The sequence below is a fragment of the Acidaminobacter sp. JC074 genome (genome assembly GCF_022496765.1).
GTDB lineage: Bacteria > Bacillota > Clostridia > Peptostreptococcales > Acidaminobacteraceae > JABXKX01.
In genome coordinates, this window is sequence record NZ_VANV01000003.1 from 154,876 (window position 1) to 176,788 (window position 21,913).

Annotated in this window: 25 protein-coding genes; 19 read left to right on the top strand and 6 right to left on the bottom strand. The window is 34.2% G+C overall.

Annotated features, from left to right (window positions below; genetic code table 11):
* Positions 1–99: 99 nt before the first annotated feature.
* The 18 genes from EZV73_RS04235 (at position 100) to EZV73_RS04320 (ending at position 15,793) form a co-directional block, all read left to right on the top strand.
* Complete coding sequence (locus EZV73_RS04235; RefSeq protein WP_240838580.1) at positions 100–942, top strand: class I SAM-dependent methyltransferase; 843 nt, start codon at positions 100–102, stop codon at positions 940–942.
* Positions 943–1,014: 72 nt separating this feature from the next.
* Positions 1,015–2,043 carry a DPP IV N-terminal domain-containing protein gene (locus EZV73_RS04240; RefSeq protein ID WP_240838581.1) on the top strand — a complete coding sequence of 343 codons (1,029 nt, stop codon included), beginning with the start codon at positions 1,015–1,017 and terminating at the stop codon, positions 2,041–2,043.
* An 11-nt stretch (positions 2,044–2,054) separates the two neighbouring features.
* Positions 2,055–2,804 carry a hypothetical protein gene (locus EZV73_RS04245; protein ID WP_240838582.1) on the top strand — a complete coding sequence of 250 codons (750 nt, stop codon included), beginning with the start codon at positions 2,055–2,057 and terminating at the stop codon, positions 2,802–2,804.
* Positions 2,805–2,952: 148 nt separating this feature from the next.
* Positions 2,953–3,777 (top strand): AraC family transcriptional regulator, encoded by an 825-nt coding sequence (locus EZV73_RS04250; RefSeq protein ID WP_240838584.1) that lies wholly within the window; start codon positions 2,953–2,955, stop codon positions 3,775–3,777.
* A complete protein-coding gene (locus tag EZV73_RS04255) occupies positions 3,767–4,666 on the top strand; it encodes a hypothetical protein (protein ID WP_240838586.1) in 900 nt (299 codons plus the stop codon). The genes EZV73_RS04250 and EZV73_RS04255 overlap by 11 nt, the downstream gene beginning before the upstream one ends.
* 577 nt (positions 4,667–5,243) lie before the next feature.
* Positions 5,244–5,732 carry a hypothetical protein gene (locus EZV73_RS04260; RefSeq protein WP_240838588.1) on the top strand — a complete coding sequence of 163 codons (489 nt, stop codon included), beginning with the start codon at positions 5,244–5,246 and terminating at the stop codon, positions 5,730–5,732.
* Between the two features lie 53 nt (positions 5,733–5,785).
* Positions 5,786–6,250 carry a hypothetical protein gene (locus EZV73_RS04265; protein ID WP_240838589.1) on the top strand — a complete coding sequence of 155 codons (465 nt, stop codon included), beginning with the start codon at positions 5,786–5,788 and terminating at the stop codon, positions 6,248–6,250.
* Positions 6,251–6,367: 117 nt separating this feature from the next.
* The gene (locus tag EZV73_RS04270) at positions 6,368–6,718 is read left to right on the top strand and encodes a hypothetical protein (protein ID WP_240838590.1); all 351 of its coding nucleotides are present in this window, start codon (positions 6,368–6,370) and stop codon (positions 6,716–6,718) included.
* 149 nt (positions 6,719–6,867) lie between these two features.
* Positions 6,868–7,680 (top strand): alpha/beta fold hydrolase, encoded by an 813-nt coding sequence (locus EZV73_RS04275; protein ID WP_240838592.1) that lies wholly within the window; start codon positions 6,868–6,870, stop codon positions 7,678–7,680.
* A 16-nt stretch (positions 7,681–7,696) separates the two neighbouring features.
* Positions 7,697–8,647 (top strand): methyltransferase domain-containing protein, encoded by a 951-nt coding sequence (locus EZV73_RS04280; protein WP_240838594.1) that lies wholly within the window; start codon positions 7,697–7,699, stop codon positions 8,645–8,647.
* A gap of 39 nt (positions 8,648–8,686) precedes the next feature.
* Positions 8,687–9,136, top strand: a complete 450-nt coding sequence (locus EZV73_RS04285; protein ID WP_240838596.1) for a GNAT family N-acetyltransferase — start codon at positions 8,687–8,689, stop codon at positions 9,134–9,136.
* A 77-nt stretch (positions 9,137–9,213) separates the two neighbouring features.
* Positions 9,214–9,855 (top strand): TetR/AcrR family transcriptional regulator, encoded by a 642-nt coding sequence (locus EZV73_RS04290; RefSeq protein ID WP_240838598.1) that lies wholly within the window; start codon positions 9,214–9,216, stop codon positions 9,853–9,855.
* Between the two features lie 23 nt (positions 9,856–9,878).
* Complete coding sequence (locus EZV73_RS04295) at positions 9,879–12,434, top strand: PEP/pyruvate-binding domain-containing protein (protein ID WP_240838600.1); 2,556 nt, start codon at positions 9,879–9,881, stop codon at positions 12,432–12,434.
* Positions 12,435–12,560: 126 nt separating this feature from the next.
* On the top strand, positions 12,561–13,019 hold the full coding sequence (locus EZV73_RS04300) for a YbaK/EbsC family protein (RefSeq protein ID WP_240838602.1): 459 nt from the start codon (positions 12,561–12,563) through the stop codon (positions 13,017–13,019).
* A 217-nt stretch (positions 13,020–13,236) separates the two neighbouring features.
* Positions 13,237–13,548: a hypothetical protein gene (locus EZV73_RS04305; RefSeq protein ID WP_240838604.1), complete on the top strand. Its 312-nt coding sequence runs from the start codon at positions 13,237–13,239 to the stop codon at positions 13,546–13,548.
* A 156-nt stretch (positions 13,549–13,704) separates the two neighbouring features.
* Complete coding sequence (locus tag EZV73_RS04310) at positions 13,705–14,253, top strand: Type 1 glutamine amidotransferase-like domain-containing protein (protein ID WP_240838606.1); 549 nt, start codon at positions 13,705–13,707, stop codon at positions 14,251–14,253.
* A 24-nt stretch (positions 14,254–14,277) separates the two neighbouring features.
* A complete protein-coding gene (locus EZV73_RS04315) occupies positions 14,278–14,562 on the top strand; it encodes a hypothetical protein (RefSeq protein WP_240838608.1) in 285 nt (94 codons plus the stop codon).
* A 22-nt stretch (positions 14,563–14,584) separates the two neighbouring features.
* On the top strand, positions 14,585–15,793 hold the full coding sequence (locus tag EZV73_RS04320) for a winged helix-turn-helix domain-containing protein (protein ID WP_240838611.1): 1,209 nt from the start codon (positions 14,585–14,587) through the stop codon (positions 15,791–15,793).
* Positions 15,794–16,021: 228 nt separating this feature from the next.
* Here the strand turns inward: EZV73_RS04320 and EZV73_RS04325 are convergent, their stop codons facing one another.
* A complete protein-coding gene (locus tag EZV73_RS04325) occupies positions 16,022–16,915 on the bottom strand; it encodes a hypothetical protein (RefSeq protein WP_240838613.1) in 894 nt (297 codons plus the stop codon).
* Between the two features lie 151 nt (positions 16,916–17,066).
* Between EZV73_RS04325 and EZV73_RS04330 the strand changes: the two genes are divergently transcribed.
* Positions 17,067–17,951 (top strand): alpha/beta hydrolase, encoded by an 885-nt coding sequence (locus EZV73_RS04330; RefSeq protein WP_240838616.1) that lies wholly within the window; start codon positions 17,067–17,069, stop codon positions 17,949–17,951.
* 4 nt (positions 17,952–17,955) lie between these two features.
* Here EZV73_RS04330 and EZV73_RS04335 read toward each other — a convergent pair whose 3' ends face one another.
* The 5 genes from EZV73_RS04335 to plsY form a co-directional block, all read right to left on the bottom strand.
* Positions 17,956–18,522 (bottom strand): YdeI family protein, encoded by a 567-nt coding sequence (locus EZV73_RS04335; RefSeq protein ID WP_240838619.1) that lies wholly within the window; start codon positions 18,520–18,522, stop codon positions 17,956–17,958.
* A gap of 3 nt (positions 18,523–18,525) precedes the next feature.
* Positions 18,526–19,539: a low specificity L-threonine aldolase gene (locus tag EZV73_RS04340; RefSeq protein ID WP_240838621.1), complete on the bottom strand. Its 1,014-nt coding sequence runs from the start codon at positions 19,537–19,539 to the stop codon at positions 18,526–18,528.
* 48 nt (positions 19,540–19,587) lie between these two features.
* Complete coding sequence (locus EZV73_RS04345; RefSeq protein WP_240838624.1) at positions 19,588–20,088, bottom strand: leucine-rich repeat domain-containing protein; 501 nt, start codon at positions 20,086–20,088, stop codon at positions 19,588–19,590.
* A gap of 67 nt (positions 20,089–20,155) precedes the next feature.
* Positions 20,156–21,241, bottom strand: a complete 1,086-nt coding sequence (locus EZV73_RS04350) for a DUF3524 domain-containing protein (RefSeq protein ID WP_240838626.1) — start codon at positions 21,239–21,241, stop codon at positions 20,156–20,158.
* Positions 21,242–21,277: 36 nt separating this feature from the next.
* The gene (plsY, locus tag EZV73_RS04355) at positions 21,278–21,868 is read right to left on the bottom strand and encodes a glycerol-3-phosphate 1-O-acyltransferase PlsY (RefSeq protein ID WP_240838629.1); all 591 of its coding nucleotides are present in this window, start codon (positions 21,866–21,868) and stop codon (positions 21,278–21,280) included.
* Positions 21,869–21,913 lie beyond the last annotated feature (45 nt).

Here is a 21,913-nt window from a genome sequence, read left to right on the forward strand (position 1 = left end):
TCCGACAGGAATATTCTCTTTTGTTTTTTGAGTTTATAACTCAAGACTTATGTGTATTTCCTTTGGAGATACACTTTTTTATGTTTTTGGAGGATGATTATGAAAAAAAATTACAAGAGAAATGAAAAATTGGCATCTACTTTTGATTTGGTAGCAAAAGACTTTGAAAGTATTGGACCAAAATATTTTACTCATTTCGGACATAAGCTTGTAGAAGAATCTGGCTTAAAAGAGGGTCAGGACGTGCTTGATATTGCTTGTGGCAGAGGTGCTTCACTGTTTAAGTCATCTGAACTTAAAGGTCTTAAGGGTAGATTGGTTGGTGTAGATTTTTCAAAAGAGATGATTAAAAATATTCGTGAGACTGCATCGGAGAAAGAAATTGAAGATCTAGAAGCCTATCAGATGGATGCGGAAAAGCTCTTGTTTGATGCAGAAACTTTTGACTGTGTTTATTGTGGCTTATCCATGCATTTCTTTTCTAGTCCTAGATTAAGTCTAGAAGAGATGTATAGGGTCTTAAAAGAAAATGGGAAGGTGGCTATTAGCACTTGGGGCATTAAAAAAGAATCTGGTAAGAAAGGCGTTTACGAAAGAGCTTATGAGAAAATCTTTTCTAAAAGAGCTACTAAAGGTAAAAGTAGAGAAATAGACTTATCCTCAGTAGAAGGTCTGAAAACCTTTCTTACATCGGTAAGATTTATGGATGTAAGGGTAGTAGTTGAATCAAAGAATTTCTACTATAAGTCTAAGGAGGAATGGTGGACAGAACAATCTAATAATGCTACAAGAGGCTTTTTTGAAAGAATCCAGACAGACCATCCTGACTTATTTATGGCTTTCAAGAAAGCCTGCTTTGATGAAGTAGAAAAAGAAATGGTAGAGGGGCGTATTAAATTTGAAGCGACTGTGCTCTATGGATATGGCATTAAGTCCTTTTAGGTCACTTTGGATACGTGGAGGATACATGAGGGTTCTACAATAATTTTAGATATAAATTATTGGAGGTAAGATATGAAAAAATTAGGTTTACTGATATTAGTATTAACCCTATTGGTAAGTGGATGTGGTGTGAACAATCAAGTTTCAAATAAGATAGACTCAGATTTGAAGTCAGAGATAAAAAAATCTTTGCCAGCCTATAAAGTTGCTTTTGCATCTGTCAATAAAAAAGGTGGCAGTGACATTTGGATTGCAGATGTAGATGGTAGTAATGAAAAGCAGTTAACAAGTGGTGATGGACAAGACATTTATCCTGAGTGGTCAAGTAATGGTGAGTTCGTTTACTATACAGGCAACAAGCACGGTGGTGCTCTAGAACTATACCGTGTTAACTCAAAAGGTGAACCAAAACCAGTTCAGCTTTCCATGTTTGGAAAAGAAGTTAGGTCGATTTCTCTATCAAAGGATAACTCTATGATAGCTCTTGGTATTATGAGTACAAATGTGCCTATGGGAGCTGATTTAAAAGATTACAGTGCTGATTTATTTGTACTTAAGATGGAAGTCCTTGATAAAGCGCTTGCAAGTAATCAAATGGTTACCTTAGAGGATTTAGAACTAATATTATCTGAACCTGAGGAAAAACATATTTGGCATGAACAACCTTGTTTTCAAAAGACAGATGAAGAGAATCCATATATTGCTTATGTAAGAACTGAAAATTATGATAACGACCCGATTATGAAGGATGCCGTTTATCTTGTAAAAGCTGACGGAAGTGATAACATGGAACTTCTTTCGCAAGGTTCTATGCCTCAATGGACTTTTGATGATAAACATGTTGTGACTCATGAATTTATGATCTATGATCTAGCATCAAAGACTCAAAAGAAACTTAAAATAGATGGTCTTTCAGGTGATGCGGGTTCACCTTCTATTTCGCCAGATGGTAAATATGTGATATTTGAATCGAGTGACCGTAAGCGTTTAGCTGGAGTGTCTAAAGTCGTTTTAGAAGGTGATAAAACAGAGAATCCTATAGTAGTATTTTCAAAGCGACCAGTATTTGAACCTAGATGGTCACCAGTACCTATAGAGTAGGGAGACATTAAATGAAGAAATTTATATATACATTGATTTGGTTGGTTACAGCATTTTGTCTTATAATTTCGTGTACTTCAAATAAGGAAAGTAAGCTCTTGAGTCAAAGTGTTATAAGTCATGTTAAAGAAAACCTAGAGATGAAGACAATTAAAGATCTATCTCAACAGTTTACATCAGATGACAACTGGTTTGAAGTTGGTGGTCACATGGAACAAGTTGAAAGTATAGGCTACATGAAATCAGACAGTGAAGAAATTGCAGAAGCATGGTATAAATACAATCAAACTCTTTCATCATCAAAAGATTTTATTATCTCGGCTGAGGTAAAAGTACCAAAGCACTGGGATAAGAGTGGTAAAGCGGATGGCCAAGTAGGCATAGGTCTTTTCGTTGGTAAAAGAGGTGACGAAGGCCAGTTGGTCTTTGAATGTGATCTATGTGTAATCAATGAAGGCATGCGTTTTGTACAAGGGCAAATGATCAAAAATCGTAAAGGTGGTGAACCAGTAGCTGTTGAGATGAAAGAAGTCAATGATGAATCTGGTGTGATTGAGATTCTTTATAAAGCAGATGATAATAGTTTGACTTTAATCTTTAATGACCAAGTCATATCAACCCAGAAAATAGATGGAAATGGTCCTGTAAATTTGGAGGTGGCAGAAGGAGATGAGTTTGTTGTAGGCTTTATGGGATTTTCTGAATGGATTAAAATAGAAAGTGATTCCCCGAGCCTTCAAAGCGTAACAATTTCAAATTAAATATACAGACTCCTAACTATAATAAAAGTTAGGAGTTTTTTCGTGCAATATCAAAGTATAGACTAAAGGTAAACAAGATTTATCAGTCATTAGCATTTGATAAATGATATAATTAGCCTGTACTAGTACTTAGTTTAAGGATGGAAATATGAGTTATTATGAGTATATAATGAAGTCTATAGACTTCGTAGAAAATAATTTAATACATGACTTATCTCTAGAAAACTGTAGCAGATCAGCAGGTTATTCAGAATATTATTATCATAAGATATTTAAGTCGACAGTTGGTTTAACCTTGGGTGAATATATTCGAAAAAGGCGATTAACAAAGGCTTCTAAGATGCTATTGGAATCAAGTCTATCAGTATTTCAAGTTGCAATCAATTGTGGCTATAATTCAACAGAAAATTTTGTTCGTTCATTTAAAAAAGAGCATGGTATCAGTCCTTTAGAACATAGAAAACTAAGAAACAGTTTACATCTATTAGAACCTTATAAAAGAACTGATCAGAAAGATGTAATGATCATCCCTGATTTAGTTGAGTTATCACCAATTCCACTAAGATGTAATCGATACAAAATGAATTCAGAAAATAGACATTGTGTAATACCAAGAGCATGGAATAGGTATCATAAATCGATGAAATTCAATGATGATGTGAGTTCCTATGATTATGGATGGCTAGAAGTCCATGATGATCTTTTATATTACTGGATAGGGACAGAATCTGGAGATGGAGAATATATCATGACGATACCAAAAGGTTTGTATTTAAAGTTTGAAACACCAAAGGCCGACGCCTTTACATTTGTTGAAACCATTCATGAGACATTGGATAATGTGTATAAGTATCTAGAGGAAAACAATATTAGACAAAACGGATCCTATGCATTTGAGAGATATATAGAGTCGTCTCGGACTTTTTCTGAAGAAATTTTTATATCTGTCAAGGAGGTAAAGTTTGATGAATAATACTATGAAAAAATTAGGTTACACACATTCATTTGTAAAATCACTTAAAGCTGTATCAGAATGTTTTGTAGACATTCCAATAGAGACAATCGCAAGCTTATCTGGATTTTCTTTTAGAACAATTGTACATAAAGATTTATGTCTGAGTGCCATGAGTGTATTTGATTGGTCTTTACTTAAGCAATCAGCAGAAGATATAGGCTTTGAAGTAGCCCTTGTTACAAGGCTTTGGAATGAGGAACACTTAGAAGTCGAAAGAAGAGAAAAAGCTTACTCTGTTATTGAGAAAAGTAAATACCCGCTTATAGCATGGGATTTGTCTATACCTGAATGGGAGTTGATCACAGGATTTGACTCAAAAAACAGCACTTATAAAGGTATTTCTGTAAGTGGTGAAGACATTACTTTTGAAAGATCTGAACTTGGCAGAAGAGAAATTCCTATCTTATTTGTGATGGCTTTAAAAGGCTACAAAAAACCAGATGGTGCATTGATGAAGTTGATGGATCTAATCGTTAACCATCATGAAGAAAAAGAAGCCATTGCTTTGCCTGATTATCGTGAAGGTTTTAGAGCTTACGACTATTGGATTGACTATATGAAAACTCTTGACAAAGATGATTTTGAAAGCAGGTATTACTTTGAGACTTATACTGTGATGAAATCCTATGCAGCTAGTTATTTCAGTCAACTGGATAATCCGGAGTTCGATGATTTCTGTGGTTTGTTAAAGCACTTATCCGTTTTATATGGCAATATGCTAAAGCACAGAAAGGATGAATCTTTTCCAAATAATAAAGATATTATTATTGAGTATCTTAAAGAAGCCAAGACTATAGAAGAAAAAATCTACTTAGAGGCGAAAGATCTACAAGCCAGTTCTGTATAGCATTCTTACAATCAATTGTCAGGGACGTTTTATGGTCGTACATAGTGAAAAGATGCTAGCCCATGCGGGATGAGCTTTCTTATTGTTATGTTCATCATAAGAAAAAAACTTGCATAGACTGTAGGATAGAATGTGAAAATAAGCCTGTATCCTATCGAAAGGTAGGTTAAGGATTGTGTTAATAGAAAGAAAATTCTTTTTTGCAGTGAGTATCCTTGTCTTATTCTAAAAAGTTAGATGAAAATTACCAAGAGAAATATGATGAAACACTGATAAGGAACTTAATAATCATTGATAAGAAAGGTGTAAATTTTTACTTAAGTCATGAAGGTGGGCGTTTGTAATGCCCTAAGTGCGAAGGTGTCTTAAACATACAGGATAAATTATGTTCGGTGTGTGGTACAACTTATAAAATTGAATAGTAGAAAATGGTTAAAATGAAGGCATCTAAAAATGGACCTTCATTTTTTAAGTTGATTGTTTAAAGAGGGTTTAGAAGATTGACTAGATTTAATAGTTTAATAATGGCTGTTAATTGAAATATCTGGTAAGATGATATTAGATCAAAGGAGGCAATATGGACAAAAAGAGATGGGCCATGTTTATATTAGGGTTAACGCTGATATCTTCAACATTGCTCACATCAGCTAGTCTTATGTCAAGATATTTGGGCGTCAGCTCGTCATATATAACATTAGATCTAGCTTCTAGAGGTGGTTTGGATAATTTAGAGAGTTTTGTAGTAGATGTATTAGATGTTAAAGATTCAGAAGTAAAGGTTTATACCATATGGGATAGAGTTGTCATCTGTTTACCTGATATGAGTCTTGAGGCATTACATGATTTATCTTCTGAAATTGGCGAGAATTATCATGGAGAATACAAGCTCGAAGGTCATGGTCATTACTCGAGACCGGCATTAGATCTTAAAAGTATGAATCCCATTTTACATGTTATTAATATAGGTCATATACTAGTTACACTACTGGGATTTGCTTTAGTAATGACTTCTGTGATACATTTCTTTAGAATTAAGCTTAGACTTAGAAAATATAGGACATACTAGTATGGTAAGTTTAAAAAAATACAGTAAATTAAGTAGAAATTATTGGAGTGGAAATGATAGAAGCTGGTAAAGGGGTCATGAGATATTTTATAGGGATAACACTTATGTTTCTCATTCTGATGGCCCTGTATTCATGTGAACATTACAGTAAGTTTGAATCAGATATCTTGGATGATTATCTAGATGAACTAAGTGAAGAATATGATTTCGTAGTAGAAGATACAAATGCTTATAAATCACAGAGAGGTGTCACCATAAAAATCTACTTTAAAAGTGAAGAAAATAAAGATTTTGATGAAGCCATATATATGGATTTGAAAGTTTTCTTCTGGGAGGTTGAGGTGCAAAATGAAATCATTGAGAAGTCTGATAAGAAGCAGTTAGAAGGTTCTAATTATCCAGAAATAAGGGTTTACTTCATTGATAAAAATGATGTTAGGTCTCATTATATTAGTACACCTGTGGAGTATGTTGACTTTAAATCCAATGATCTTGTACAAAACAGGTACCTTGAATAGAATCCAGCTTTTTATGTCAAAGGACTTAAATAAAATCTGATGAAATTGTGAAGAATCACCTTATTATTGGGTATAGATATACTAACAATATACTCAACAGATAGAAAAGAGGTATAAATGAAATGGTGCAATACTTGTGAAAAAGAATGTGAAGACGTTTTAGATGTTTGTCCTACTTGTGGTGAATCTTTATCTGATGTACTCAAAACAGAGCATGATTTTGATGATATGGTCAGCGGTGATTATGAAGCTTTAACCCATATTAAAGACAATGTAGAAGCCAATGTATTTATCTCATACCTGAATGCCAATGGTATTGAGACATATGTACACTATGAGAATGAAGGTCCTTACAAAGCCTTGTTAACTGAACCTGGTACAGAAGGCACTTTAATTCTGGTTTCAAGTAATCAACTAGAGGATGCAAAAGTATTAATGGAAGCATTTGAATACGATCACGAATCATAAGATTTTAAGGAGGCTAAATGCCTCTTTTTATATTGCATCTTAACTCATAGTTTATGTCACTGATGTTAACAATTGAGGTGAAATTTAATTGTAATGAAAACAAAGACAATAGTATTGTAAAATTATATTATAGAAAATTGGGAGGGAATATGAAAATAGATGTGAGTATGGCAAACATAGATTATGAGATTATTGGCGACGGGATTCCAGTCTTGATGATACATGGATTTTCTTTAGATAAACATGTGATGAAGGGGGCTTATGAGCCAATCTTTGAAAAAATATCGGGTTTTAAGAGAATCTATTTGGATTTACCTGTCATGGGTGATTCTAAGGCAAAAGAAGGTCTTAAAACAAGTGATGACATGTTAGAATGTATCATTGAGTTTGTTGATAAAGTACTTGGAGAGGAAAAATTTATACTTATTGGCCAGTCATTTGGCGGTTATCTTGCCCAAGGACTAGTATCAAAAGTACCAGATAAAACACTGGGATTAGGACTTGTGTGTCCAGTTGTCTTAGCCGATTCTGATAAAAGAAATCTTCCTGATCACAAGATGATGGTTGATGAAAGTAGCATGATAAATTACGGAGATAAAGAAGACTTTGAAGAGTTTTTAGAATACGCTGTTGTAGCAACTCAAACGACGTATGATAGATATGTAAGTGACATCCTAGTAGGTTTTGAAAAGGCAACAAGTGATCTTTTACAGATCATTAGAGAAGAACACTATGAACTTAAGCCAGAACCTTATGAAAGAATTAAGAACTATGATAAGCCTAGTTTAATATTAGTTGGTAAACAAGATTGTACAGTTGGTTATAAAGATGTTTTAAGACTAGATGCAGAGTTTTCCAATCTATCTATTAGTATGATCAACAAGGCTGGACATGGCCTTCAGTATGAACAAGTGGATATCTTTAATGATTTAACATTAAGATGGCTTAAAGAGTTTAAATAATGTAAATGGAGTACAAATGACAAACAGTAGATTAATATCAGAAAGACATTGGAATCTATCGGATAAAGGTGAAAGAGAAAACAAACGAGAGGAAATGTTCATAGATGATATCATCCAAAAGGCACACATTGAGCGAGAAATACTATCTAATCTAGATGGCATAAAGACTGTGTTTGATGGAGGAGCCGGTGCTGGAAGATTTTCGATTATGCTTGCAAAAAAAGGGATACGTGTCACACATTTTGACATATCAGAACCTATGATTAAAAAGGCTAAAGAGCTAGCAAGACAAGCGGGTGTTGAGGATAAGCTTACCTTTATTAAGGGTGCACTAGAGGATTTGGACCAGTTTGACGATCATGCTTTTGATATGGTCATATCTTTTGATGCACCAATTTCATATACTTATCCAAATCAAGAAAAAGTCATAGAAAACTTGGTGAGAATAGGTAAAAAGAAGATAATTATCAGTGTTTCATCTAGACTTGGTACACTACCTTATTTTACGAATCCTATACAGAAAAGCCAGTTTATTATAGATAGAGATTCAGAAGATAACTTTGTTAGATGGTGTGTGGACCATGAAGCATCTCAAATAGATAACTTTAAGTACAACAAAGACTTTGTAGACATGGTTTATAGAGAGGGCTTATGCGATGACTTAGACAATACGATAGAGGCTTTTAATGAAGGCAAGTCACCTTGGCCAATAACTTATCTTTTTATGCCAGATGAGTTAGAAGACTTACTTGATAAAAATGGTGTAGAAAATATACGTTTGGCAGGACCTGGCGCATATGCAAGGACAATTCCTCGTGAGATACTAATGAAACTCATTCATGATGAAAATCAAAAACGTGATTTTTTAGATTTCTGCTACAGATATGACAATAACAAGTATGTTTGTGGTATGGGTAAAGATAACCTGCTTGCAGTTGGTGATTTAAGAGAATCAACTGTGAAATAGAAGGAGTAGGTATAATATTATTTTAGAAAAGGATATGACATGCAAGAAGCAATTAAACTTAGTAAAGAGGATATAGATAGTCTAGTAGAGCTAGAGAAAATCTGTTTTCCAGATGATGCCTATAAGAAAGAGACTTTCATAGAAATGATGAATGATGAAAGAGTCTTTGTGTTTGGGTACAAAGATGACACGAAACTCACTGGGATGATTTTCTTGTACAACTGGAAAGGCCTGAAGGATTTTATTAAAATTATTAATATAGGAGTGCATCCTGACTACAGAAATAAAGGTTATTGTCATGATTTTATAAAACTTACAATTGATATGATGAAAGAAGATAATTTATCAAAAGTAAAAGCAGAGACAAGAAAGTCCAATATACCTATGCAAAAGGTGTTAGAGGACTTTGGATTTACTATAGATGAGGAAATAGATAAATATTATACGAATCCTGAAGAGGATGCTTATAGGTATCAACTGAAAGTTTGATAAGACATAATAGCTCTTTAGGTTAGATGTATAAAAAACAGACCAATATGGTCTGTTTTTCTTGACTTATGTGGAATTTGTGTTTTATACTTAAAACAGACCAAAGTGGTCTGTGGAAAGGTTGTGATTTTATCGATATCAAGAACAAGAAAGTGATAGCAGTTGTAAACGCAGGATTAGAGGAATTTTCAAAGTATGGATTTGAAAAAGCATCACTCAATAATATTTTAAAGACAGCAGGCATATCAAAGGGTGGCTTTTATCATCATTTCAAAGATAAACAAGATTTACTTGATTATTTGTTAGACTACATAAGTGAACTTAATATTGTGCTAATGGAAGAGACCATTGATTTTGATAACCCTGATATATTGTATAGGGTCTGTGAAATTACCAAAAGTAAACTCGCTTATCAGCTAGACCATCCTTATATGGTAAGTTTTACAGAAAACTTTATCGATGTTTTGTTTACAGATGAAAAAAAAGCAGAGCTTGATGAATGGCGTAAAAAGATCTATACCCACAATATCGATGAAAGTCTGTTTAAAGAGGGCATTAGCTTGAAAGAGATACTTCAGATTTCCAGATGGACTTTTAAAGGTTTGTTTATAGATTTAAAGAAGGCAAAAAATAGTGTGTTAGATGCTGAGGATATACATGCTTTATTTAAAGCATGTGATGCTTATTATATAAAGCTTAAATTAGTATTATATAAATGATGGGTTAAATTGGAGGTGCTTTAATGATTTATATGTTCAATGAAAAAACGATACCAGCTATTACCTCTGTAGGAGGTAAAGCCAAAGCATTGATGGAAACTACAAAATTTGGATTACCTGTTCCTGAAGGATATGTCATGTCAGTTGACTTCTTTGGTGATTGGTTAAATGAGATTAAATCATCAGAGCTTTTCATATCAGCAATTAAAGAGACGACAAAGGAAAACTGTGAACTTCTTAAATCATTTGCAGAGAGTCTAACTTTTTCTGAAAACCAAGAAAAATTATTCTTGAGATCTCAGGAGCAGTTAACAGGTGATGTTTTTGCTATACGTTCGTCATCACCTGAAGAAGACTTAGAAGATACAAGTTTTGCAGGTATGTATGATACTTTTTTAGGTGTAACAAGTAAGATGCTTAAAGCTCATATTTCCAGAGCTTTTGCCTCATGTTTTGATTACCGTGTTATGTCATATAAAAAGCAAAATAGCATTGATTTATCTCAAACAAGCATTGCTGTTATAGTTCAAAGACAAATTGCTTCAGATATTAGTGGTGTAGGTTTTTCTTTGAATCCTCTTAACAATTGCTTTGATGAAGTAACGATTAATTCCAGTTTTGGTTTAGGTGAAGCCATTGTTTCTGGTATTGTAACACCTGATATGTACACATATGATATTGTAGATAAGAAAATTATCACTAAAAAAATTAGTATAAAAGACATAGGTCTTTGGCTGAACTCAGATGGTGGTATCGAAAAAAAAGAAAATGAGCATAAGGAAAAAGAGTCACTTATGGATTCTCAAGTCACCGCTTTAGTAGATTTGATAAAGTTATGTGAGAAGCATTATGGATTTCCAGTAGATACAGAGTGGACATTTTCAGATAACAAACTGTATTTATTACAAGTGCGTCCTATAACAACTCATTTTCCTTTCTATAAGGAGTTGTTAACTGAACCAGGGAAGAATAAGAGATTTTACATTGATTTGATAGCCTTAACCCAAGGCTTTGATGAACCGATGAGTGTACTTGGGATGGAACTTTGGTCAGATATGCTGTTAGAGATAAAAATGCACATGATGTCTCCACAAGCCAATGGTTCGACACCTGCACTTTATGGTAAAGAATACTTTTCTATTACTGCTTTTCAAAAAGTTGTGGGGAAAAAAGCTGGCTTAAAATTTGTGAACAGCTATGACAGCAATGTCAGAAAAATATTTGAAGAAATTGATTTAGATTTACATCCTTTTGAGGGTCCTGTAGTTGGAACAGAACAAGCTAAAAAGAGAATGTTTAAATCTGTTCTAACCATGATTCCAGGTGCACTTCAGGGTGTCTTTGGTAACTATCAAAAAGGCATCAAGAACTACTTGAAGATATCAGAAAGCATTCTATCTGATACAGACAAGTTATCTAATAAAGGTTCTTTTTCAAAACTCTCAGCTGATGCCCTTAAAATAATGAACGAAGCTATGGGGACAGCGCCTGTTATATTTGCTGGTATGATTTCTAAAGCTAATATGGCTAAAATATTTAAAGGTGAAGATGTAGAAAAAGAACTATCTGCCATGAATATGGATTTAGATGGTAACCCAACTAGTGAAATGGGACATCTTCTGTATAAAATGGCTAGTGAAAAGACCTTTATAGAAGTTACTTCTAAAGAGGAATTTAAAAACCGTCTATCACAAAAAAGATATTCTAATGACTTCTTAGCCCTGTATGATGAGTTTATGGACAAGTTTTCTGCTAGAGGTTTTAAGGAAATTGATGTAGCCAGCAAACGTGTGTATGAAGATATTGGTATCTTGTATGACAAGCTTAAGGAGATCAATCTAGAAGACAATCAGATGCTTACTGTAAAGTTAAAAAGAGACCAAGCGTATAATAGACTATTAGATGTTGCTAGGAAAAAAGGGAAAGAAAAGAAGTTTGTTAATGCTGCAAATAGGATGAAGGCAACATTCGGTTATAGAGAACATCCTAAATACCTTATTGTTATGATTATGGCAAAGCTCCATGATATTTGCCTTGAAATTGCCGAAAAGTGGGTTAAAGAAGGGCGTATAGATAAATCATATGATATCTTTGATTTAAAATCAGCGCAAATTGATAAAGGTCAAAATGATTCATCCTTTGATCTAAGACAGGCCAGAAAAGAGAATCTAGATGGCTACATTCATAAGGCCGACTGGCCATTAGTGATCGATAGTCGTGGAAAAATTTACAAACCTAAGATGCAAGTTGAAGATGGTGATATCATAGGTGATGCAATTGCACCTGGAAAAGTAGTCGGTAAGGCTAAAGTGCTTCGCTTGCCATATGAGAAGCCTTTGGAGTCCGGTGAAATCTTAATCGCTAAGTTTACTGAACCATCATGGACGCCTATTTTTACAAATGCATCAGGTGTAGTAATGGAAATTGGTGGACCGCTTCAACATGGAGGCATTATTGCAAGAGAGTATGGCATACCATGCGTCAGTGGCTTAATGGGGATTATGGATCTAGTAAAGGATGGCGACCTACTTGAAGTAGATGGTTACAATGGTGTGGTAAAAATATTAGAAAGTAATTAATTAATGCAATCGTTTGATGGTTGCATTTTCAAGTGTATGTTTTTTAAACAATTCTATGAGGCATCTTGTATTTGTATAAATATTCTATTAAACTAATATTTATAATGAATAGTAAGGAGAAGGGCTATGAGTATAGAGAGTGTAAAGAAACAGTTTTTAGATGAGAATCTACCACTTGAAGTGATAGAGATGGATATTTCAACTGCTACAGTGGATTTAGCTGCAGCAGCATTAGGTGTTGAGCCAGCAAGGATTGCTAAGACAATGGCTATTAGATTAAAGGAAAGAGATATCCTACTTTTATCAAGGGGTGATTTAAAACTTGATAATAAGAAGTTCAAGACTGAGTTTAAGCAAAAGGCTAAGTTTATTGGCTTTGATGAAGTAGCTGAAGTTACGGGTCATCCAGTTGGAGGTGTCTGTCCATTTGGACTTGTGAAGCCATTAGAGGTGTATTTAGATGAATCTTTAAAGGATTTTGATTATGTTTATCCAGCAGGTGGTGGTCCAAATACAGCTGTGAAGATAGATGTTGATTACTTATCAAATGTTACTGGCGGTGTATGGGTTGATGTCTTTAAATAATTAAAAGTTTGTAAAGAAGCGGCAGGACAAATAATCCTGAAGCTTTTTTTATTAGTGAATATTTTTCTGAAATATAGCAATATACGGCCTTTGAGACTATGTAACATTTTTACTTTAAATAGCATGCAAAAAAAGCATACTTGACCTTATGTTTATAAGAAAACTCAATTGTTCAATTTTGTATTAATTTGTTATGATGAAGTCAAAGGAGGCGTATATGAAAATACAAACTAATCAAGAAACATTAGATGCTATTAAAACTGTTATGGCTGAACAAGAGTTTGACAGTGTTAGAATTTATATTGCTGGTATGGGCTGTTCTGGTCCTACATTTGGTCTAACGATCGATAAAGAGGGTGTTGATGATGTTAAGAGTGAAGAAAATGATGTAACATTCTTAATGACAAAAGACAACTATGACCAAGTTGGTGATATGATTGTAGAATTAACTTCAGGTGGCTACATGGTGAAGCCGGTTACACCTTTAGAGGTTGGCTGTGCTTCATGCGCTGGAAGCTGCGGACAGTGATGACTTAGAAGAAGTTTTAGGATCCCCTAAAACTTCTTCTTTTTTTACTCTTTATTGCTGCTTGAATGCATCAAATATCTGATATAATCATATATAAGGATATATGAAAGGAAAACATATAAAGTGACTGACACTTTATGAGTATAATAGGAGATTATGAAGAAAATTGTGTTAACATCTGCAGGTTTTGACAATCCAAATATTGCAGATAAAGTAAAGGAATTATTGAGTAAAGATGTCAATAACTTAAGCGTATTGTTTGTGGTATCTGCAGCTGTCACAGAGAGTCAAAAGAAGATTTTGCCACTGTGTAAAAGTGAGATTGTTGATTTAGGTATAAACGAAAAGCAGATAGTAAGTTATGATTTTGATTATGAAATATCTTCAAAGGAGATCCTTGATTATGATATGATTTATGTTGCTGGTGGCTCTACTCAGGCTTTATTAAATAAGATGGGTGACTTTAAAAGCACATTAGATGCTTTTTTAGATCAAGGCGGTGTCTATGTCGGTGTCTCAGCAGGCTCCGTAGCACTTGCCAGTAATTATGAGGATGGATTAGGCTATGTTTCTTGTCCTATAAAGGTACATCAAGCAGCAGGTACTAGAGAAGGCAAAATTGTGTCTGATAGTATAGATGAGATTTTACTAACGGATGTGCAGGCTCTACTTGTATCGGATCAATGTTTGGAAGTCATTAGTTAATATGCTTTTAGGTAAGGGGTGTTTATGAGAAGTAGAATGAAGTTTATGGTTATCATCTTGATAATATGGCTTCTGGTATTCAGCATTGATACAGTATTGGTTTTCGCATTCAATGCAAAACCAGTTTTTACAATAGAGGATTCAAGCGCTCAAAAGGATGGATGCGGTAACTATTATGGTTTAGGCTATCATTACGATATTGAAGGTCATTTCGATGATTGTGACTGTATTTTACAAGGTGTAGTAGAAGCTGACATGTACATCTTTGGACAGCCGGTCCATCATATGATTAGAGTATTTGAACCTTAGAATAACAGATTTGGAGATTTTGATGAATGAAATAAAAGTAACAAAAGCTGATGTAAGACGTTTTCTAGTGGATTACCATGGCATGTTGGATAAGGAACTTGCAAAAGGTAAAGAAGGTGTACTTGATTATGTAAAAAAGGTTGGTTGTATTCAATTTGATCCTTTAAACGTAGTGGGTAGAAATCCTGATCTGGTACTTCAATCGAAGATTGAAAATTATTCGCCTAAGATGTTAGAGGAACTTTTATACAAAGATAGAAAACTAATAGATGGTTGGGATAAGATGATGGCTATATACAGTGTGGATGACTGGCCGTATTTTAAGAGAATCAGATCATCTCATGCCAAATCAACCATCAACACCATGGCATACAGATCAACTGAAGAAGCACTAGATTATTTAGACCATGTCTTAGAAATACTTTATAATGAAGGGCCGAAGTTCTCAAGAGAAATTAATATTGGAGGTAAGGCGAAAGGCAGATGGGCTTCTAGTCGTTTTTCAAATGTCGCCTTAGACCATTTGTTTCATCTTGGAAAGGTAGGAGTTGTTGAGAAAAAGAACAATCAAAAGTTGTTTGATTTGATAGAAAATCTACTGGATAAAGATCTTCTAGAAAAAGAAGATCCATTTGATAATGATAGAGAGTTCGTGAAATGGTACATCTTAAGAAGGATTAAGAGTGTTGGTATCTTATGGTCTAAAAATGGTGGTGGTTGGTTAGGCCACTATCTTAATAAGAAACCTTTAAGAGCAGAGATTATTGAAGAGTTACTGGAACAGGGTCTAATTGAAAGTGTTCTTGTAGAAGGCATTAAAGATAAATTTTATATAGCTAAAGAGCATTTAGATAGTCTCTTAACCGCTAATGAGCCTGAAAATAAAAGTATCAGATTTTTAGCCCCACTTGATAATATAATGTGGGATAGGGGCCTTATCAGTAAAATATTTGATTTTGAATATACTTGGGAAGTATACGTACCTAAAGATAAGAGAAAGTATGGTTATTATGTGCTTCCAGTACTTTACGGAAGTGAGATTGTAGCAAGATTTGAACCTGAAAAGCCAGAGGATGGTAGATTAACCATAGCCAATTGGTGGTGGGAAGAGGGCGTTGAAGTTGATTCTGAAATGAAAGAAGCTGTAAAAGATGCTTTTGAGGATTTTTCTAGGTATCTAAAACTAAAGATTTCAAAAAGAAATATCAATAAAGTCATGAAAACATCCTAAGGGATGTTTTTGACTTTTCTATATTTGTTTTTCCAGCGTAGAAGTTGAAAAAGTATCTACATCCGATAATCTTGATGTACTTACTTGAGATATATTCTTTGAAATGATAACAATTGATTCTGTATCTTGGTCAAATTAAAGATAATATCGATTTTCTTATTAATCATACCCTGGCTTTGGAGTTCAATAAATATTAAGTTGTCTGGTTCTTTTTATGAAATGTTTCCATTATAATGTCTCCAATCGATAAAACCTTTTATCTGAATAACAGGATATAGCCAGCAATTCTATTAGACAGTTTTCTTTTTCGATTTGGTCTAGCTCTGCGACCATGGTAGCGTTGATTTTCATACCATGCGTACTGAGATGTTCAGCTTCAAAATGCAATCCATAATATATCATTCCACTAGGGAACTTATATGAGGGATCTATAGGACATACTTCAAGTTGAATAGATTCGTTTGTTTCATATGGCAAAAATATAGTGATATCTTTATGTTTAGATTTCTTTTTATGCTCTAAATAATCTTGAAGATTATCTTGATTTGCGGTTTGCCAGTTGTATAACTCTAATCCTTTTAGATAACATGTGAATGTTCTATTATCGATAGGATGCTTAAGAGTTAATGCCACTTCATTTTTAAAATCCAAAAGATATTCTTTCTCAATCAAGTAATAGATTTTTCTTGAATCAATCAAGAGTTCTAGACTGTATAAGAATTCTTTAAGACCATATTGATAATATTCTTTGCAATCAATCTTCTCTTTAAATTCAAGTTGAAGAATGATTGTGTTCTCGTTAGTATAGTTTTTATTAAGATAAGATGAAAAATGATTGAAAATTTCTTCATAGTTAGTTGATTTAGGGTAATAATGATTTGCTTTACCATTGCAATAAATATAATTTCTTATTGATAGTCCTAAGATTTCAATATTTGATCTAAAAAGTATGTCGTTCATGAGATGACTTCTTTGACTGTTAACTGTTAGATTCTTATCATGCAATTTTTTATCAATTTGGTAAGCATACCAAAGACTCTTATCATTAATGGATAAGATTTTAATGTCTTTATCATGGTGAGTAAATGTTTTGTTGATGATGATTTCGTTTGAAAAGTTCATGAGTTTCCCCCTTATATAAGCCTACATCCAATTTTATACATTTACAACAGATTCACTAAAACTCATATAAGATATTTGTTTAAAAGGGATTTAACTATATATACTTTTAGTCTTTTGAGATAAGATTGAATAGAAGAGAAAGGAAAATATTATGTCTTTTGAAAGTATTGAAAAAGAGTATTATAGAAAATGGTTTGAAGAAGGCTTAAAAGATCAAGCCCTCTTAATGGTGGAAAAGGCTTATAAAGACTATCCAGAACATCATGAGCAATTGCTGCTTGATCTGATTATGTTATACGGACAATTGAAGCAAGTAGACAAATGTAAGTCCTACTTTAATCATGCTTTAGACAAAGGTTACTGGTATCCATCTCCATATCTAAATGATATTTTGTTTACGCATGACTACCAAGAGGAAACTGTTAGGTGGGAAGAACTTTCAAAAAACTTACGTAAAAAACCCTTTATCAAAGTGGTTAAACCTATAAACTACAAGCCAACTAGAGCCATGCCGCTTGTAGTAAGTCTTCATGGATGGGGTGAGGACTTAGAACTGTTTTCGAAGTTCTGGAAGAGTGACTTGATTGATGAAGACTATGTCCATCTTATGGTGGAATCGTCTCAGCAGATTGGCTACAAGCATTTTTCTTGGAATGACCGCGAAAGGGCGTTTAAAGATGTGGAGAAAGCAATAAAAGACTTAAAAGGGCGTTATGCCATTGGTGACATAATATTCACTGGTTTCTCTCAAGGTGCCACTCTGGCAATTGATATGGCTGCAAATAGCAAGCTTAAGAACATTAAAGGTTTCATTGCCTTATGTCCTGATCTTCCTGAATCTATAAAGGATCAAGAATTAGAACTGAAGGGGACAATTATAACTGGTGATTTAGATCATGCTTATGAATCCCAAGTTAAGCTAAAGGACTACTTAGGGTGTGATTTTGAAGTTGTAAAAGACTTTGGTCACTGGTTCCCAGAAGACCTATCTGAAAGACTTTCAAGAGCTTTAAGAAAGATAAGAAACAACTCGTGAATTTTCACAAGTTGTTTTTTTCTCCGTTTAAAATGCCAATGACTTTTAAACAACGTCTTATTTTTGTTTTTTCTTGTTTGGCATCCAAAATGTAGTGGATAAACATACGCCTCTGACTGTTTGTTTCCTTATTAAATAATTCAAGTGCATTATGTTCTTTTAGTAAATCTAGAAAAAAGTCTGGAATAGTTTGTTTGCCGGATTTAATTTTTTCCTCTTCAGCTTCGAGTTCAGGTAATTGTTCTATCAACTTTAAATCAAAAGTCTTTAGACCGAGTTCTGTCATTTGGCCAGATTCTATCAAGGCTTTCATACGTTTGATGTTACTGATTGACCAGTTACTTTTTTCTTTTCTCTTTGCAAAGTATTGGATGAACTTTATATCATCATAGGAGTTGGTAGTGGCGTCTATCCAGCCAAAACATAAAGCTGTTCTGACAGCATCTTCATAGCCCATCCCCTTGTCTAAATGCTTCTTTTTGTAGATGAAAATCTTTCTACCTACTGAATCATGATTTTTTTTTAACCAGTTTCTAAAATCTTCTTTTGATTTAAAATCTAGAATCTCCATCTATTAGCCTTCTTTTATGATTTCTATCAGCTTATCTACTTGTGATTGATCTGTAGCCCAAGAAGTTACCAAACGGATAGCAGCATAATCCTCATCAATCTGGTCCCATATGTAAAAAGAGAAATGCTCTTCTAATTTCTTTATAAGAGTCATATTTAATATAGGGAAGATCTGATTGGTATTTGAATCTGTATAGAGTTTATGACCTGCTTGGATAAATGCTTCTTTCATACGCATGGCTTCTTGATTGGCATAAGCAGCTAGCTTAAAAATCAACTCATCTTTGAATAGCTCATCAAACTGAATGCCTAGAAGTCTACCTTTTGCAAGCAGTGCACCTCTTTGTTTGATTAAGTAGCGCATGTCTCTTTTAAGATTTGGATTAGAGATAATGAATGCTTCTCCAAGGATGGCACCGTTTTTAGTACCCCCTATAAAAAAGGCGTCAGTTAACTCAGCAAGGTCTTTTAGTGTTACGTCACTTGATACGATTGCTGTAGCCAGTCTAGCACCGTCAAGGTATAAAAGAAGGTCATTGTCTTTACAAACCTTGTTAAGAGCTGTTAATTCTTCTTTTGAATATGTTGTGCCTACTTCTGTAGGATTTGATATATAAACCAGTCTAGGTTTTACCATATGCTCATCTGCATGATACTTGACTTGGTCAATGACTTGATGAGGCTTCACTTTGCCGTCATCAGATGTAACTGTAATCACCTTGTGTCCTGTTGCTTCAATAGCACCAGTCTCGTGAACATTAATATGACCAGAATCAGCTGATATACATGCTTCATGTGGTCTTAAAAAGGAGCTGATGGCAAGAAGATTGGTTTGGGTACCACCTGAAATAAGGTGGACATCTACATGGTCGCCTGTGAATTCCTTTATTCTTTTTACTGCATTTTCAGTATACATATCTTCTGTATAGCCCTCTGCTTGAACCATGTTTGTTTCATGAAGTCTATTTAGGATATTGATATGCATGCCTTCGCTATAATCATTTTTAAAACTGTACATAATTGCCTCCTTTATCCATTATAAAAGATAGATAAGAAAAAAGAAACCTTATTGGTTTCTATGGATTCTCACTTCATTACAGCCCATAAAGGCTTTTTCGTGAATAATGGTATCCTCAGGCACATAAATATCTGTTAGTGCTGTGCAGTCTTTAAAGGCCATGCCGTGGATACGTTTGGTGCCTTTGTTAATATAAACAGTTTTCAAATCTTTACATTGATTGAATGTAAAGGGGATAATTTCTTTAAGTGAACCTGGAATTTCAATGGTTTCAATGGCCATTCTAGTTAATGCGTACTGCCACATGTCATCCAGATGACTTGGAAGCTTGATGGTCTTTAGGTTTTCGCAACCATCAAAAACAAACCCACCAATTTGCGTCACTGTGTCTGGTATTTCAACGGATGTAATCTCTGTATGATTTTTAAATAATTTGTCTCCTAATATAGAAACGGTAATATTTTGTGGAAATTCAACACTAGAAGAATTGCCATTATAGCCTGTTAAACAGTATGTACCATCTGGTACTGCCTTGTAATAAAAACTCATGATGTCCTCCAATCAGGCTTATTATATCATACTCTCATGAAAAATAAAGAAGATTGATAAAAATATATCAATCTATAAATGCTTGGTCATATGTCTCGATGATTGAGTCCCAGTCATAAGGCTTACAAAGGTCTCTGTAGCTTTTATGATCTTTTTCATCAAGTGCATTTCTAAGCTTATCGATAAACTCATCTTGTGTTTCGTAAAAGATTTCAGGATTTTCCTTAATCTTATATAAGTCTGGATAGGTCAGCCTGTTTGGAAGAATAGGGTAGGTATCCATGTAGATGGCTTCCATAACCGAGATGCCAAAGAAATCGTGTATACTTGTTACTGGTAAAATATCGGCTGCTTGTAGCCATGAAGAGTATGTTTCTTTTGTCATAAAACCTGTAACAAGGACATCTTCTTTAAAGTATTCAAGACCATGGCTTAAACTCTTTGGTGCATTTTTATAAACTTCACCTAGAAGGGCAAGCTTAAAGGCATAACCTTCTTTTCTAAGTGTGATTAAGGCATCAAAGAAATCGGCAGGGTTTTTATCAAACTCCCATCTGTGGTTCCATAGAATTAAAGGTTCTTGACCCCTATAAGGTAAATCTACTTCAATGTCATGGTGTTTTAAGTGGATGCCGATTGGTAAGACCTGAGATTTTTTATATAGTTCTTCAATGGTCTTATGTCTCTTGTCTGGCATGGCTTTTAGAATCTTTCTCATGGCTTCATAAAATGATGTCATGTTGTGTTTGGAGTTAAAAAGAATCTTATCAGCAACCAAGGCAGAGTTGTAGTTCATAAAACCGTAATGCAAATCTCGATTGTTCCTTTTGTCTTCGCCATCTTCTTTCCATGGATAAGCCATTTGGTTCTCATGAAAATACAAAAATATTTTCTTATCTTTGACTTTCTCTTTGGCAAGTGCAACAAAAGTTGCCAAATCAAGCATGTCTGTGGCTAAGATGATATCAGGATCAAAATCTAAGTCTAGATACATTTGAGCCAGTGTATATGCGCCACCATACATGCGCCATTTCCAAAACTTACCTGGCAAGCTTAAAATCTCAATATGATGATTCGAGTTATTTTTGAACTGATCTGCCCATGATTTGTGTGAACCTGAGTAGAAGGGTTCGATTAATAGAATTTTTTTCATTATATTTCCTCAAAAGAATAAAAAGTCCCATAGGGACTATTTGTCAAACAAAGTTGTTTTAGATTCATTTCCAGATAGTAATCTTTGTATGTTGGCTCTGTGCTTGAATACGATCAAAGCACCTAAGAAGATTGAGCCTATTCTTACAATTGGTGAATCATATAAAATCCAAAATGTGATTGGATAGATAATCGCTGCTGTAATTGATGCAAGTGATACATACTTAGTTGTCTTAATAACACCAAACATGTAGATGAATAAGCCAAGTGCAACAAGTGGGTTGGTACCAATGATCATACCACCGGCTGTTGCAACACCTTTACCACCTTTAAAACCAAGTGTAATTGGGTAGCAGTGACCGATAACTGCAAAGATTGCACATAAGACTGCGCCATCCATACCTAAGACCATCTGACCGATAATAGCAGGTATAACACCTTTTAGAACATCACCTATAAGCGCGTAGAGTGCTGCTTTTTTGCCAACCGTTCTTAAAACATTGGTTGCCCCAGCATTACCAGACCCATGTTCTCTCACATCGATGTTGCCCATCATTTTGCCAACAAGATAAGAACAAGGGATTGTTCCAATTAAATAACCTACTATAATTAATAAAATGTAATTCATAAATGCCTCCATTCCTTAATATGATACCATTAATTGTTCCCTTGT

Coding starts and splice junctions, on each gene's coding strand:
- EZV73_RS04235 (WP_240838580.1), top strand. CDS start 100: ATGAAAAAAAATTACAAGAGAAATGAAAAATTGGCATCTACTTTTGAT.
- EZV73_RS04240 (WP_240838581.1), top strand. CDS start 1,015: ATGAAAAAATTAGGTTTACTGATATTAGTATTAACCCTATTGGTAAGT.
- EZV73_RS04245 (WP_240838582.1), top strand. CDS start 2,055: ATGAAGAAATTTATATATACATTGATTTGGTTGGTTACAGCATTTTGT.
- EZV73_RS04250 (WP_240838584.1), top strand. CDS start 2,953: ATGAGTTATTATGAGTATATAATGAAGTCTATAGACTTCGTAGAAAAT.
- EZV73_RS04260 (WP_240838588.1), top strand. CDS start 5,244: ATGGACAAAAAGAGATGGGCCATGTTTATATTAGGGTTAACGCTGATA.
- EZV73_RS04265 (WP_240838589.1), top strand. CDS start 5,786: ATGATAGAAGCTGGTAAAGGGGTCATGAGATATTTTATAGGGATAACA.
- EZV73_RS04270 (WP_240838590.1), top strand. CDS start 6,368: ATGAAATGGTGCAATACTTGTGAAAAAGAATGTGAAGACGTTTTAGAT.
- EZV73_RS04275 (WP_240838592.1), top strand. CDS start 6,868: ATGAAAATAGATGTGAGTATGGCAAACATAGATTATGAGATTATTGGC.
- EZV73_RS04280 (WP_240838594.1), top strand. CDS start 7,697: ATGACAAACAGTAGATTAATATCAGAAAGACATTGGAATCTATCGGAT.
- EZV73_RS04285 (WP_240838596.1), top strand. CDS start 8,687: ATGCAAGAAGCAATTAAACTTAGTAAAGAGGATATAGATAGTCTAGTA.
- EZV73_RS04295 (WP_240838600.1), top strand. CDS start 9,879: ATGATTTATATGTTCAATGAAAAAACGATACCAGCTATTACCTCTGTA.
- EZV73_RS04300 (WP_240838602.1), top strand. CDS start 12,561: ATGAGTATAGAGAGTGTAAAGAAACAGTTTTTAGATGAGAATCTACCA.
- EZV73_RS04305 (WP_240838604.1), top strand. CDS start 13,237: ATGAAAATACAAACTAATCAAGAAACATTAGATGCTATTAAAACTGTT.
- EZV73_RS04310 (WP_240838606.1), top strand. CDS start 13,705: ATGAAGAAAATTGTGTTAACATCTGCAGGTTTTGACAATCCAAATATT.
- EZV73_RS04315 (WP_240838608.1), top strand. CDS start 14,278: ATGAGAAGTAGAATGAAGTTTATGGTTATCATCTTGATAATATGGCTT.
- EZV73_RS04320 (WP_240838611.1), top strand. CDS start 14,585: ATGAATGAAATAAAAGTAACAAAAGCTGATGTAAGACGTTTTCTAGTG.
- EZV73_RS04325 (WP_240838613.1), bottom strand. CDS start 16,915: ATGAACTTTTCAAACGAAATCATCATCAACAAAACATTTACTCACCAT.
- EZV73_RS04330 (WP_240838616.1), top strand. CDS start 17,067: ATGTCTTTTGAAAGTATTGAAAAAGAGTATTATAGAAAATGGTTTGAA.
- EZV73_RS04335 (WP_240838619.1), bottom strand. CDS start 18,522: ATGGAGATTCTAGATTTTAAATCAAAAGAAGATTTTAGAAACTGGTTA.
- EZV73_RS04340 (WP_240838621.1), bottom strand. CDS start 19,539: ATGTACAGTTTTAAAAATGATTATAGCGAAGGCATGCATATCAATATC.
- EZV73_RS04345 (WP_240838624.1), bottom strand. CDS start 20,088: ATGAGTTTTTATTACAAGGCAGTACCAGATGGTACATACTGTTTAACA.
- EZV73_RS04350 (WP_240838626.1), bottom strand. CDS start 21,241: ATGAAAAAAATTCTATTAATCGAACCCTTCTACTCAGGTTCACACAAA.
- plsY (WP_240838629.1), bottom strand. CDS start 21,868: ATGAATTACATTTTATTAATTATAGTAGGTTATTTAATTGGAACAATC.